The sequence below is a fragment of the Streptomyces sp. PR69 genome (genome assembly GCF_026420845.1).
GTDB lineage: Bacteria > Actinomycetota > Actinomycetes > Streptomycetales > Streptomycetaceae > Streptomyces.
Genome location: NZ_JAOWCB010000008.1, coordinates 97,816 through 111,142, shown reverse-complemented (window position 1 = coordinate 111,142; position 13,327 = coordinate 97,816). Strand labels below are relative to the sequence as shown.

Annotated in this window: 11 protein-coding genes; 2 read left to right on the top strand and 9 right to left on the bottom strand. The window is 71.4% G+C overall.

Features of this window, described 5'->3' with window-relative positions; all coding sequences use genetic code 11:
• The 8 genes from OF819_RS10530 to OF819_RS10495 form a co-directional block, all read right to left on the bottom strand.
• Window positions 1–888, bottom strand: a complete 888-nt coding sequence (locus OF819_RS10530; protein WP_267243150.1) for a DUF5936 domain-containing protein — start codon at window positions 886–888, stop codon at window positions 1–3.
• A 160-nt stretch (window positions 889–1,048) separates the two neighbouring features.
• The gene (locus OF819_RS10525) at window positions 1,049–1,990 is read right to left on the bottom strand and encodes a type II secretion system F family protein (RefSeq protein ID WP_267243149.1); all 942 of its coding nucleotides are present in this window, start codon (window positions 1,988–1,990) and stop codon (window positions 1,049–1,051) included.
• A 71-nt stretch (window positions 1,991–2,061) separates the two neighbouring features.
• The gene (locus OF819_RS10520; RefSeq protein WP_267243148.1) at window positions 2,062–3,402 is read right to left on the bottom strand and encodes a CpaF family protein; all 1,341 of its coding nucleotides are present in this window, start codon (window positions 3,400–3,402) and stop codon (window positions 2,062–2,064) included.
• Between the two features lie 95 nt (window positions 3,403–3,497).
• Complete coding sequence (locus OF819_RS10515; protein ID WP_267243147.1) at window positions 3,498–4,001, bottom strand: TadE/TadG family type IV pilus assembly protein; 504 nt, start codon at window positions 3,999–4,001, stop codon at window positions 3,498–3,500.
• 506 nt (window positions 4,002–4,507) lie between these two features.
• Window positions 4,508–5,050: a TadE/TadG family type IV pilus assembly protein gene (locus OF819_RS10510; protein WP_267243146.1), complete on the bottom strand. Its 543-nt coding sequence runs from the start codon at window positions 5,048–5,050 to the stop codon at window positions 4,508–4,510.
• A complete protein-coding gene (locus tag OF819_RS10505; RefSeq protein WP_267243145.1) occupies window positions 5,047–6,324 on the bottom strand; it encodes an AAA family ATPase in 1,278 nt (425 codons plus the stop codon). Before OF819_RS10505 ends, OF819_RS10510 begins: the two co-directional genes overlap by 4 nt.
• Before the next feature lie 7 nt (window positions 6,325–6,331).
• Window positions 6,332–7,045 (bottom strand): Flp pilus assembly protein CpaB, encoded by a 714-nt coding sequence (gene cpaB / locus OF819_RS10500; protein ID WP_267243144.1) that lies wholly within the window; start codon window positions 7,043–7,045, stop codon window positions 6,332–6,334.
• 181 nt (window positions 7,046–7,226) lie between these two features.
• Window positions 7,227–8,099, bottom strand: a complete 873-nt coding sequence (locus OF819_RS10495) for a hypothetical protein (protein ID WP_267243143.1) — start codon at window positions 8,097–8,099, stop codon at window positions 7,227–7,229.
• Between the two features lie 352 nt (window positions 8,100–8,451).
• Here OF819_RS10495 and OF819_RS10490 point away from each other — a divergent pair, with 352 nt between their 5' ends.
• A complete protein-coding gene (locus OF819_RS10490; RefSeq protein ID WP_416370502.1) occupies window positions 8,452–10,164 on the top strand; it encodes a chitinase in 1,713 nt (570 codons plus the stop codon).
• A gap of 132 nt (window positions 10,165–10,296) precedes the next feature.
• On the opposite strand, the gene OF819_RS10485 is transcribed toward OF819_RS10490, so the two are convergent.
• Window positions 10,297–11,616, bottom strand: a complete 1,320-nt coding sequence (locus OF819_RS10485; protein ID WP_267243141.1) for an Nramp family divalent metal transporter — start codon at window positions 11,614–11,616, stop codon at window positions 10,297–10,299.
• Window positions 11,617–11,811: 195 nt separating this feature from the next.
• On the opposite strand from OF819_RS10485, the gene OF819_RS10480 reads away from it, so the two are divergent.
• Window positions 11,812–13,227, top strand: a complete 1,416-nt coding sequence (locus OF819_RS10480) for a M14 family metallopeptidase (RefSeq protein ID WP_267243140.1) — start codon at window positions 11,812–11,814, stop codon at window positions 13,225–13,227.
• The last annotated feature ends 100 nt before the right edge of the window (window positions 13,228–13,327 follow it).

The following is a 13,327-nucleotide window of genomic DNA, read 5'->3' as shown; positions in this document are numbered from 1 at the left end:
TCAGCCTCCGAAGATATCGCTGAGGTCGACCTGCGACGCGTAGTAGAAGCCCGCCACGATGAGGATCATCGTCCCCGGCAGCATAAAGCCGGTGACGATGAGCGTCGCTTTGGGCACCGCCTTGGCGGCCTTGCGGCGGGCGTTCTGGGCGTCCGTCCTGCGCATGTCGTTGGCGATCTGTATCAGCGTGTCGACGATCGGCGCGCCGAGTTCCTCGCCCTGCTGCAGTGCGGAGACGAACATCGACACCTGGTCGGACTCATTGCGTTTGCGCAGTTGCTCGAAGGCTTCGCGGCGTCCCATGCCCATGTCCATCTGGCGCAGGGTGATGCTCAGTTCGTCGGCCCAGGGGCCTTCGTACTTCTCGGCGACCCGTTCCAGGGCCTGGCGGAAGCCCAGTCCGGCGGAGACGACCACGGCGAGGACGTCGAGGAAGTCGGGGAGGGTACGTTCGATGTCGTCCCTGCGGCGGCTGATGGCGGCGCGGAGCAGGACGTCGGTCCAGAGCAGGCCGTAGAGGAGGAAGAGGACCGAGAAGAGCAGATGGCCGTTGAGCAGCATGCCGAGAGAGACCAGTCCGCCGAGGACGCCGTAGACGGCGCGGCGGGCGGCGTAGCGGTCGACGGTGAGGCCGCCCGGGTTGCCCGCCATATCCAGTTTCCGGCGTACGGCCTCGACGCGTCTGGGGCCCATGAGGCGCAGTACGTGCGGGGCGCAGCGCATGCCGAGGCGGTCGATGGCGGAGCCGGTGGCGGTGGTGCGGGTGGCGCCGACCTCCAGGGCGACGGCGAGGTCTCCGGGGAGGCGGGCCTCCGCGCGGTACATGCGGATGCCGTGGAACATGCCGTAGACGGCGAGTCCCATGACGGCCGCGAGGAGCAGGGCCATCGGGCGGCCTCCCTTCGGGATGGCGATGACGACGACGATGACGACGACGGGGCGGGGGACGGGACAGGTGCGGGGCGGGGGCGGGGTACAGGGCGTTCGGTACGGGCAGGGACGGGGGCGGGGTACGGGGGCGGGGGGGGGTACGGGGCGGCGACGGCGGTCAGATGCGGACGCGCGTAAGGCGGTTGATCAGGATGAATCCGGCGGCGTAGAGCCCGGCTGCGGCCAGCACCGCCACCCTGCCGCCGACCGAGCCGGTCATGTCGTCGAGGGCGCCGTCCCGCATGCTGTTGATCATCAGCAGGAAGCCGAGGCCCAGGACGGGCACGGCGACGGCGGTCACCTTGACCTGGGAGAGCAGGGTGGCGACCTCGCGCCGGGTCTCCTTGCGCTCCTCCAGCGTCTCGGTGAGGTTGCGCAGCGAGGTGACGATCGCGCCGCCCGCCCGGTTGGACAGGATGAGCGTGGAGACGAGCACATTGAGTTCGCGTGACGGGAGCCGTTCGGCGAGGTCGCCCAGCGCGTCGTCGAGGGAGCGGCCGAGGGCGAGCTGGTCGGCGACGCGGCGCAGCTCTTCGCGCGCCGGGTCGTCCAGTTCCTCCACGGCGAGGCCGATGGCCGTGCGCAGGGCGAGTCCGGCCTGGGTGGCGTTGGCCAATACGCGGGTGAGTTCGGGGAGTTGGTTGATGAACGCCTCCGTGCGTTTGAGGCGCTGCCAGTTGAGGAAGCCGTGGGCGCCCCACAGGCCGATGGCGGCGGCGAGCAGTCCGAAGAAGGGCGCGAAGACGGAGGCGACGAGCAGGTAGAGCGTGAGCAGCGCGCCGACGGCGTACACGGCGTATTCGCCGGGGGTGAGGTCGAGTCCGGTCGCCGAGAGCTGTCGTTCGATGCGTTTGCCGAGTCTTGTCCGCCGCAGCCGGCGGTCCAGGCCGCTGAAGCGGCGGCGGCGTCCGCTGTCGATCGCGAGAGGTCCCGACTGGGCCATCCGCTCCATCAGGTCCTGCTTCTGGGAGTGGCCCTTGGCGTAGAGCTGTACTCCGGCGATGGCGAGCGCGCCGGAGAGCAGGGTGACGCCGGTGGTCAGCAGGGGGAGGCTGGTCATGGCGGGCGGTTCTCCAAGGTGGTCGGGGCGAAGGGCGAAGGGCGAGGGACGAGGGACGAGGGACGCCGGCGTCAGGCGGTCGTCGTGCGTATCGCGAGCTGCTCCTCCGTGTGCGCCACGCCGAACGCCGGAGGGAGCGCCTCGCCCGCCATATACAGGCGCTGGGCGAGCCGCCGGGGCAGCGGGAAGTACGCGAACCGTCCGCGCACGGCCCCGTCTCCCGTCAGCGGCTCGGCCTCGAAACGGCAGACGGTCACGATCCGGTAGTCCTGGCGTCCGTACGAGTCGACGACCGCGATCTCGGTGATCTTGCGGCTGCCGTCGATATGGCGGGACAGCTGCACGATGACGTCGACGGCGCTGTTGATCTGGTCGTGGATCGCCGCGAACGGGATCTCGACCTCGGACATCGAGCTGAGGGTCTGCAGCCGCATCAGCGCGTCCTCGGCGCTGTTGGCGTGGACGGTGGCCAGGGAGCCGTCGTGGCCGGTGGACATCGCCTGGAGCATGTCGAGCGTCTCCCCGCCGCGCACCTCGCCGACGATGATGCGGTCGGGGCGCATGCGCAGGGAGTTGCGTACGAGGTCGCGGATGGTGATCCGGCCCTTGCCCTCGACGTTGGCGGGGCGGCTCTCCAGAGTGATGACATGGGACTGCTGGAGCTGGAGCTCCGCCGAGTCCTCGATGGTGACGATGCGTTCGTTGTCTGGGATGAGGCCGGAGAGGGCGTTGAGGAGGGTGGTTTTTCCGGTGCCGGTGGCGCCGGAGACGATCACATTGAAGCGGGCGCGGACCAGTCCGGCGAGCAGCATCAGGATGTGTTCGTCGAGGGAGCCGAGGCCGATCATCTCCTGGAGGGTGAAGGCGCGGGGGAAGCGGCGGATGGTGAGGATGGGGCCGGAGAGGGAGAGCGGCGGGATGATGACGTTGACGCGCTCGCCGCTTGGGAGTCGGGCGTCGACCATCGGATTGGCCTCGTCCACACGGCGGTTGACCGTGGAGACGATCCGCTCGATGGTCTGCATCAGCTGCTCGGCGGAGGAGAAGCGCATCGGCAGCAGTTCCAGGCGTCCGCCGCGCTCGACGAAGACCTGCTCGGGTCCGTTCACCATGATTTCGCTGATGGAGGCGTCTTCGAGGAGCGGCTCCAGGATGCCGAGGCCGAGCGCCTCGTCGACGACCCTGCGGATGAGCTGTGAGCGCTCCACGGTGGACAGCACGGGGCCTTCGCGGCTGATGATGTGGCTGAGGACGCGCTCCAGCCGGACGCGCCGCTCGGCGGCGGCGAGGGCCGACATCTCGGCGAGGTCGATCTCCTCCAGCAGTTTGGCGCGGTAGACGCCGACGAGCCGGCTCTCCTCGCTGAGGCCCTTGACCGGCTCGGGGTTGTTGATGCGCGCCCGCAGGCTCATGGTGCGGCTCCCCTCCTTCGCTTCGGTTCCGTCGTGGCGTCGTGGCGTCGTGGCGTCGTGGCGTTGTCGCGCCATTGCGTTGTTGCGTCATGGCGTCAGTCGCGCGGCATGGTGGCGCTCTTGCTGGTCCGGAAGCCGGAGAAGCCCGGTACGACGGAGGGGACGGTGACGGTCGCCCGGACCGTGACCTCGTCGGCGCCGCCGGACAGCGCGAACCCGGCGTCCAGCCAGGAGCTCACGGCCGCCCGGCCGGCCGTCTCATAGCCGGTGTCCGCCTCGTTCTGGGAGGCGACGCGGGCGGCGGCGCGGGCCGCGGTGCCCGCCTGCTGGGCCGCGTACACGGCGAGGCCGACCTGGACGGCGGCCATGGCGACGAGCAGCAGGAGCACCAGCCAGCCGCCGTACTCGATGACGGCCTGGCCGCGGTCGCCGCGGGGTCGGCCGCGGGCCCGGTGCGGGTCCGGGCCCGGTCTCTGGCCCGGCAGCCGGCCGGGCCGCTGGGTGCCGCGGCCCGTACCCCGGTCCCGGTCGCCGTGTCCGCCCCGGAGGCGTTCGCGATCCCGGTCACGGTCGCGATCCCGGTCACGCTGGCGGCCCAACGCCGAGCCCCGGTCGTGGTCCCCTGCCCGGTCCCGGGCAGGGTTCCCGGCCGGGCGGCGTGCGGACGCGGGTCGGAGATCCGCCCCGGGTACGGACGCGCAGGCGGGTGCGGCTCCCCCGCCGGGCTCCGCGGCGGACGCGGCGCCGGGCCGGGCTTCCGGACCGGGCACGGGCGCGGGCACTGGCGCGGGCACGGCTACGGGCACGGACACGGGCGCAGGCACGGGCACGGGCGCGGACACGGCTACGGACACGGGCGCGGACACCGGCACGGACACGGACACCGGCGCGGGCACCGGCACGGCTACGGGCACAGGCACGGGCGCGGACACGGACACGGGCGCGGCTACGGGCACAGACACCGGCACGGACACGGGCGCGGGCACGGGCGCGGACACGGGCGCGGACACGGGCGCGGACACGGACACGGGCGCGGCTACGGGCACAGACACCGGCACGGACACGGGCGCGGGCACCGGCACGGCTACGGGCGCGGGCGCGCGTGTCACGGCCGGTCCCTCCTTTCCGTGGCGGCGGCCGCCCTGCCCGGCACGGTGACCGGGAGGTTGAACGCCCCCGGGAACAGCAGCGGGACGCGCAGATCGGCGCGGGCGGCGAAGACGTCCCCCTGCCGCCCGCAGTCGATGTCGTACGACCACGCCCCCGGTATGTGCTCCCCGCCGGCCCGCTCGCAGGCGGCCTGCGGACTGCCTTCGGCGACGGTCCCGGCCCTGACGGCCTGGTCCGCGGCGTTTCCGGCGAGGACGAGCGTATAGCCGACGAGTGCCGACTGCCACAGCACGGCGAGCGTGACGAGGATGATCGGGACCATGCCGGTGAACTCGATGACCGCCTGGCCCCGGTCGTCCCGCGCGAGACCGCGCGGCGGCTCACACCGGCCCCGCCCGGCCCGGAACCGCCCGGCCCCGCAGAGCCCGGTCCGGAACCGCCCGGCCCGGAACCGTCCCGCGCAGGACCCCCGCATGCTCGGCCCCGCCGTCACCGGCCCCGCCGTCACCGGCCCCGTCGGCGCCGTCCTCGCCGTCATCGGCCCCGCCCCGCCCGCAGGCCGATCACGCCCATGCCGAACGACCCCCTGTCCTGCCGGAACCGGCCGTGCCTGCCCTCCGCCCTGCGCTTCCCCGCCGCCGCGTCCTTGACCAGCCCCAGCTCCCCCGCCAGCCCCCACAGGGCCTGCTTCACCGCCGACCTGGCCTCCAGGTCGTGCATCCGGCCCGCGTCGACGACCGGCTGCAGCTCCTTGAAGTTGGCGGGCACGGACACCTTCGCCATCCGCGTGGCGGTGATCTTCTCGATCAGCGAGGGCTGGATCTCCGTGCTGCGCGTATGGCGGTTGACGACGGTCACCGTCTCCTCCGCCTTGCGGATCTGGAGCCGGTCCCAGAGCCTGACCATCCGTTTCGCCGCCCGCACCGTCACCACATCGGGCGTGGTCACCAGCAGCGTGCTGTCCGCGGTCTCGATGGCGGCGGCGTTGGCCGTGGTCATCTGGGTGCCGCAGTCGACGACGACGATCTCGTACCGCCTGCGCAGCGCGCCGACGACCATGCGCACCACCCGGTCGTCCACGTCCTCGCCGCGCTCCCCTTCGGCGGGTGCGAGCAGCAGCGCAAGGCCCGACTCATGGCTGAACAGGGCGTCCTGGAGGATGCGGGGCGTGATGTCCTGGATGGCGGCGAGGTCGACAATCGAGCGGCGGAACTGCACATCCAGATAGGAGGCGATGTCTCCACTCTGCAGGTCGAGGTCGACGAGGGCGGTGCGGTGGCCGGAGGCGCAGGCGGCGAGCGCGAGCTGTACGGCCGTGACGGTGGCGCCGACGCCGCCCTTCGCGCCGGTGACGGTGACGACGGTGCCGCCCGGCCCGGAGAGCGTGTCGGGGCCGTGGCCGAGGTGGCGGCGCACGCCGGCGGACCAGCCGGCCGCCGCCTGGACGCGCTGGGCGAGTTCCTCGTACGACAGCGGCAGCCCGACCAGGCCGCGGGCCCCGGAGTCCATGGCGGCGGAGTACAGTCCGGGGCTGGCGTCGGAGGTGACGAGCACGACGCCGACGGCGGGGAAGCGCAGCGCCACCTCGCGGATGAGTTCCAGCGCGGGGACGGGCCCTATCCGCTCATGGACGAGGACCACTTCGGGCAGTTCGTCGAGGGATTCCCCGGCGAGCCGGGACAGCAGGTCGAGCAGCGAGGTCGAGTCGCCGACGGCGGAGCCGGGCTCGGCGTCCGGCAGCTGGCTGAGCAGGCCGGTGATGGAGCGGGCGGCGTCGGGGTCGCCGACGGCCGGGAGGATGCGAGTGGTCATCCGGCCCTCACCTGTTCTTGTCTTCTGACAGGTCGTAGCGGCCCTCGCCAGGCCGCACGGCGGCGGGGCCGTCGCCGGGGAGGAGGGCGAGCCGCACATGTTCGGCGAAGGACTCGGCGTAGGCCACGCGCTGGGCGTCCTCGGTGGTCAGGGCGAAGGTGATGGGCACCGCCTCGGCCAGACCGCTGGAGCGGTCGCCCTTCCTGGGCTCCAGGGCGGTGAGCTGGCCGACGTCGATGACCCTGGCGTTGGGCACGATGAGCCGGGACTGGTCGACCTCGCCGTCGTTCTGGGCGGCGAAGGTGGCGAAGATATTGACGAGATTGCCCGGGCGGATCTTGCCGGCCACGCCGGTCGATGCGTCGATCATGATGGCGATCTCCTGCTCTCCTTCCTCCAGCCGGGGCCGTGCGACCACCATGTCGGTCTGGAGGAGCGATCCCTTGCGGAGCGTGGTGACGGCGATCTTGCCGTCGACGGCGTCCAGGTCGGTGACGGCGCTGGGCGAGAGCCAGCGCTCAGGCATGGTGATCTTCTCGAACTGGGCGGCTCTGAGCGGCGTGTACGGGGCGATGTCGGCCTTGACGCGATAGGCGGCGGTCTCCGGCCCGACCTTGGAATTCACATCGCTGATCACCGAGATCACGCCGGCGAACGCGCCGAGGGCGCACAGGGCCGAGAGGAGCAGAAGGACGATGCCGCGGCGCTGCCGTGAATTCATGGACGGGACGACCTCGTTCGGGGGCGGGGGACGGACGGTGCGGATGCCGCGGTTGCCGCGGACACCGCGGCTACTGCGGGCACCACGGACGCCGGGGGCACCGCGGACACGCAGCCGCGTACCCGGCGCGGGAGCGCGCACAGCCGGGTGCGCACGGGTGCGCGGTGCGGCGCGGGCGGGCTCATGTGCTGTGCCGGCCCGCGGGCAGGGCGGCCGCGGGCTCCCGGACGGCGTGCCTGGCGAGCGTCGCCGAGCAGAAGCCGCAGCGGTCGCCGATCAGTTGGATGCCGCACCAGGTGCACACCTCTCGCCGTACGGACGCGACCAGCTGGTAGAGGACGGAGATGTCCGGGAGGAAGGCCGCGAACTCGATCAGCTTGGGGGTGCCCCACCAGCCGGGTGAGTCCGCGGGCAGCAGGGTCTCCTGCACCCCGCGCACCTGCCATTGGTGGGCCAGCGCGCCGGTCACCCACTCCGAGTGGAGCTGGCCGTTCGCCACGGCGAGCTGGGTGACGAACTCCGGGCCCTGGACGCGCCCGTCGCCGGTGCCGATCCGCAGCAGCTGGGGCCGCGGGTTGGCCAGCACGGCGAACTGGGCACCGGGCACCCAGGACTTGGCGTGGGATTTCAGGCTCACGGGCACCCGGTCGAGCCGGGCGACGGTGCCGAGCAGGGCGCCCGCGTACACATAGTGGGCCAGCAGCCTGGCCGCGGAGGCGATCACGCCGGGGCCGAAGTCGCAGACCGACAGCTGCCGCAGCTGGCGGACCAGCACCGCGAGGCCGAGCGGCGGCAGATCCGTCCTGAGCAGCGCGATGCGATTGCTCTCCAGGACGGTCCGGATCGTATGCAGCCGCATCTGGTGGGCGGGCGGCAGCGCGGAGGGGCAGAGCGCGACCACATAGCCGTGCTGTTCGAGCAGGACGGTCATCTCCGCGAGGGCGTCGTCCAGGGACTGGTCCTCAGGGGCCCGCAGCAGCGCCGCGGGGGGCGTCTGGCGGTCGTTCGGCGGCAGCACCAGATCGGCGCTGGTGACGGCTATCGCGGTCGGCACGCTGGTTCCCCGTTCGCTCCGGCCGCCGGAGACCCGGCGTCCCCGTGCTCCTGCACCAGCACTTTATCCACGAGGCGGAGGCCAGAGAACACCTTTCAGAACCGAGAGCGCCAACCCGCGCACGCTGTGCATCTCCGAAATCCGGCCGAACCCGTCAGGAGTTAACTCCCGTTTCACCGCGGTGAACAGCAGCGCGGGGCGGCGCGGCCGAGCAGGACGGGGACCGACGGCTGTATGCGAATCGCCGCCAGAGGTCTTGACAACCCTATTGGTCTGGACCAGCTTGTACGGCCAGCGGTGGCCGCCGTTCCTCATCACCTCCACCCCATAACTCCCCCACTGGAGGCAGCAAGTGGACCGCAGGACACGCTCGCGGGGCGTCGCACGGAGATGGCTCGGCGTCTTGGCCGCGCTCGCGCTCGGGGCCGGAGCCGGCCTCATGGGTACGGCGGGGACCGCACAGGCCGCCGATGTGAACAACGTCAAGAACGCGGGCTTCGAAAACGGACTGGCGAACTGGAGCTGCTCCGCCGGCAGCGGCACGGCCGTCTCCTCCCCGGTGCACGCGGGCTCGGGCGCGCTCAGGGCGACGCCGTCCGGGCAGGACAACGCCAAGTGCACCCAGACCGTGGCGGTCAAGCCCGGCTCGGCGTACACCCTCAGCGCCTGGGTGCAGGGCGGCTACACCTATCTCGGGGTGAGCGGCACGGGCGTCAGCGACGTCTCGGCCTGGACGCCCGACAGCGGCAGCTGGAAGCGGCTGTCCACCACGTTCACCACCGGCGCGAACACCACGCAGGTCACCGTCTACACCCACGGCTGGTACGGGCAGGCCCCCTATCTCGTCGACGATGTGTCCGCGTTCGGGCCTGACGGGGGCGGCGGCACAGACCCGGAGCCGGAGGTCCCGGCGACGCCCGCGGGGCTCGCCGTCTCCTCGACGACCTCCTCGTCGGTGTCGCTGAGCTGGAACGCCGTCCCCGGCGCCACCGGATATCACGTCTACCGCGACGGGACCAGGGTCCAGTCGGCGACCGGGACCTCGGCGACCGTGACCGGGCTGGCCGCGAGCACCTCGTACTCCTTCCAGGTCAGCGCGGCCAACTCCGCCGGCGAGTCGGCGAAGTCCGCGGCCGTGACCGGCACCACCGCAGGGGGCGGCGACCCGGGCCCCGGCCCGTCCGTGCCCCGGCACGCGGTGACCGGCTACTGGCAGAACTTCGACAACGGCGCGACCGTGCAGAAGATCCGGGACGTCTCGGCGCAGTACGACATCATCGCCGTGTCGTTCGCCGACTCGACCGCCACACCCGGCGAGATCACCTTCAATCTCGACCCGGCCGTCGGCTACGGCTCGACGGCGGAGTTCAAGCAGGACATCGCCGCCAAGCAGGCCGACGGCAAGAACGTGATCCTCTCGGTGGGCGGCGAGAAGGGCAATGTCACCATCAACAGCGACGCCTCCGCGACCGCCTTCGCCGACAGCGCCTACGCGCTGATGCAGGAGTACGGCTTCAACGGCGTCGACATCGACCTTGAGCACGGCATCAACTCCGCCTATCTGACCAAGGCGCTGCGTCAGCTGTCGCAGAAGGCCGGCTCCTCGCTGGTGCTCACGATGGCCCCGCAGACCATCGACATGCAGAACACCGGCACCGAGTACTTCAAGACCGCGCTCGCGGTGAAGGACATCCTCACCGTGGTCAATATGCAGTACTACAACAGCGGTTCGATGCTCGGCTGCGACGGCAAGGTCTACTCGCAGGGCTCGGTGGACTTCCTCACCGCGCTCGCCTGCATCCAGCTGGAGAACGGCCTCGACCCGTCGCAGGTCGGCCTGGGCGTGCCCGCCTCGCCGCGCGGTGCGGGCAGCGGCTATGTCGACCCGTCCATCGTGAAGAACGCGCTGGACTGTCTGACCCGCGGGACCGGCTGCGGCTCGTTCAAGCCGTCCAGGACCTATCCGTCGCTGCGCGGCGCGATGACCTGGTCTGTGAACTGGGACGCGACGGCCTCACACGCCTGGTCCAACGCGGTCGGACCGCATGTGCACAACCTGCCGTGAGTCCTACCGGGGCCGCTGAGCCCGGCAGCGCCGCCGTCCTCCCCTCCTCGGCGGCGCTGCCGCTTCCCGGCCTCGGGGTCACCAGTACCTCGTCACCGGGACCTCGTCACCGGGACCTCGTCACCAGGCCCGTCACCAGGGCAGCTCGCGCACCTGCTGCACGCACAGCACCACGAACAGCAGTCCGGCCGCCGACAGCATCACATTGCTGAGCACGCCATTGCGCCACTCGGCGGGTGTACGGGAGGAGTTGAGCAGCCAGACCAGGGTGAGCGCCAGAAACGGCATAAAGGCCGCGCCCAGCACCCCGTACGCCACGACCAGACCGAACGGCTTGTCCAGGAAGAGCAGCGCGATCGGCGGGAAGGTCAGCCACAGCAGATACGCGCGGAAGGGCAGCGAGCGCTCCGCCGCGACAGCCGCCGTGCCGCCTTCGCCCTCCCCGCCTCCGCCCTCCCCGCCTCCGCCTTCCCCGCGGGCGGCCCGAAGCCGCCGCACGAAGTCGGCGAACAGCAGGCTCACCCCGTGCCATACGCCGATCAGCGAGGAGAAGGAGGCCGCGAAGAAGCCGATCAGAAAGAGCTTCGCGGTCGCCCCGCCGAACCGGTCCTCCAGCACCGCGCCGAGGTCGATCAGCCCCCGGTCGCCCTTGGTGAGGGCGAGCTGCGAGGCGTGCAGCAGCTCCGCGCCGACGACCAGCATGGCGATGACGAAGATCCCGGTGGTCAGATAGGCGACGCGGTTGTCGAGCCGCATCACCTTCATCCAGCCCGCGTCGCGCCAGCCCTTGGCGTTCACCCAGTAGCCGTACGCGGCCATGGTGATGGTGCCGCCGACGCCGCCGATCAGCCCGAGGGTGTAGAGCAGCGAGCCGTCCGGGAGTGCGGGCGCCAGGCCCGCCAGCGTCGCGCCGAGGTCCGGCGACACCCGGATCGCGAGATACACGACCACCAGGAACATCACGCCGACGAGTACGGTCATGACCTTCTCGAAGACGGCGTAGCGGTTGAACCAGACGAAGACCAGTCCGGTCAGACCGGTGATGACCGCCCAGGTCTTGAGTCCGGGGCCGTCCGGGAAGAGCGCCACGATCGGCAGGGCGCTGGAGGACATGGCGGTCGCGCCGTAGACGAATCCCCAGACGACGACGTAGATCGCGAAATAGACCGTGGTCCAGCGGCCGAGGGTGCGCCAGCCCTCGAACAGGGTGCGGCCGGTGGCCAGATGCCAGCGGCCCGCCGCCTCGGCAAGGGAGATCTTGACGAGGCAGCCGATGACCGCGGCCCACAGCAGGGTGTAGCCGAAGCGGCTGCCCGCGATGAGGGTGGCGACCAGATCGCCCGCGCCGACGCCGGTCGCGGCGACGACGATGCCCGGTCCGATGTACTTCCAGCTCGACTTCCGCGGCCGGACTGTGGACTCGCCCGCCGCGTCGTGTGCCGTCTCTGCCATGGTGCGCCGCCGCCTTCCCCGTATGCGCCTCGTCCCCTTGGGCAACTGGAGTCACGTTTAAGCGGCGGGCGGGGCCCGCGCAAGAGGGCGTGTATGACTGAAGATTGCATTGACCGGAGCATGTCATGCATCGACGATATGGGCGAACCTCCGCACCACGCGCGTCGCACCACCCCCCACACCGCAGGAGACACCATGCGACTTCGCATTCGCGGCAGCGGCAGCGGCAGCGGCAGCGGCAGCGGCACACACGGTCGCCGCGGCGCAGGCGGCCGCGGCGGATCCAGGACCGCCGCCCTCGCCGCGCTGCTGGCCCTCGCCCTGGCCGCACCCCTCACCGCCAGCGCGTCCCCCTCCGCCGACGCCCCCGCGGCCCAACCGCGGCCGGAGATGCCGGAGATACCGGAGGAGATCAGGCAGTACGAGATCCACGGCCCGGCCACGCCCGCCGCCCGGGCCGCCGTCGCCGCCGTCGGCGTCTCGATCGACGAGGCGGACGACCACTCGGTCGTCGTCAGCGCGAACGCCGCCCAGGCGGAGCGGCTGCGCACGCTCGGCCACCGCCTTCAGCCGCTGCCCGCGCCCCCGGACCGGTCGGGCGGCCGCGCCGCCGAGCCGTTCGACTTCCCGCCCGCCGACTCCCGTTACCACAACTACGCGGAGATGAGCGCCGAGATCGACCAGCGGATCGCCCAGTACCCGTCCATCATGAGCAAGCGGGTCATCGGCCGCAGCCATCAGGGCCGGGAGATCGTCGCCATCAAGATCAGTGACAATGTGGCGGCGGACGAGGACGAGCCGGAGGTCCTCTTCACCCACCACCAGCACGCACGGGAGCATCTGACGGTCGAGATGGCCCTGTATCTGCTGCGGGAGTTCGGCGAGGACTACGGCAGCGACCCCGGGATCACCGACGCCGTGAACAGCCGCGAGATCTGGATCATCCCCGACCTCAACCCCGACGGCGGCGAGTACGACATCGCCACCGGCCGGTACCGCAGCTGGCGCAAGAACCGTCAGCCCAACCCCGGCTCCTCGTACGTCGGCACGGACCTCAACCGCAACTGGGACTACAAGTGGGGCTGCTGCGGGGGCTCCTCCGGCTCACCCGGCTCCGCCACCTACCGCGGCTCCTCCCCGGAGTCCGCACCCGAGGTGAAGGTCGTCGCCGACTTTGTACGCAGCCGGGTCGTCGGCGGCGAGCAGCAGATCACGACCGCGATCGACTTCCACACCTACAGCGAGCTGATCCTCTGGCCCTTCGGCTACACCTACTCCGACACCGCGCCGGGCATGACCCAGGACGACCGGGACGCCTTCGCCGCGGTGGGCCGCAAAATGGCGGCGAGCAACGGCTATACGCCCGAGCAGTCGAGCGACCTCTACATCACCGACGGCTCGATCGACGACTGGCTCTGGGGTGATCAGCGGATCTTCGGCTACACCTTCGAGATGTATCCCCGGTCGGCGTGGGGCGGGGGCTTCTATCCGCCGGACGAGGTGATCGAGAGGGAGACGAGCCGGAACAGGGGGGCGGTGCTGGAGTTGTTGGAGAACTCCGACTGCATGTACCGCTCGATCGGCAAGGAGCAGCAGTACTGCGCGGGCTAGCGATCTGAGGCGGGTCTTCCCCCTACCCAGCCCCTCCCCGAACCTGGGGGCTCCGCCCCCAGACCCCCGCGCCTCAAACGCCGGCGGGGCTGGGTTGTGG

What these genes read in the sequence shown, in the direction of transcription:
- OF819_RS10480 (WP_267243140.1), top strand. Translation starts at nt 11,812, where the DNA reads ATGCGACTTCGCATTCGCGGCAGCGGCAGCGGCAGCGGCAGCGGCAGC.
- OF819_RS10530 (WP_267243150.1), bottom strand. Translation starts at nt 888, where the DNA reads ATGGCCCTGCTCCTCGCGGCCGTCATGGGACTCGCCGTCTACGGCATG.
- OF819_RS10510 (WP_267243146.1), bottom strand. Translation starts at nt 5,050, where the DNA reads ATGACGGCGAGGACGGCGCCGACGGGGCCGGTGACGGCGGGGCCGGTG.
- OF819_RS10485 (WP_267243141.1), bottom strand. Translation starts at nt 11,616, where the DNA reads ATGGCAGAGACGGCACACGACGCGGCGGGCGAGTCCACAGTCCGGCCG.
- OF819_RS10505 (WP_267243145.1), bottom strand. Translation starts at nt 6,324, where the DNA reads ATGACCACTCGCATCCTCCCGGCCGTCGGCGACCCCGACGCCGCCCGC.
- OF819_RS10520 (WP_267243148.1), bottom strand. Translation starts at nt 3,402, where the DNA reads ATGAGCCTGCGGGCGCGCATCAACAACCCCGAGCCGGTCAAGGGCCTC.
- cpaB (WP_267243144.1), bottom strand. Translation starts at nt 7,045, where the DNA reads ATGAATTCACGGCAGCGCCGCGGCATCGTCCTTCTGCTCCTCTCGGCC.
- OF819_RS10525 (WP_267243149.1), bottom strand. Translation starts at nt 1,990, where the DNA reads ATGACCAGCCTCCCCCTGCTGACCACCGGCGTCACCCTGCTCTCCGGC.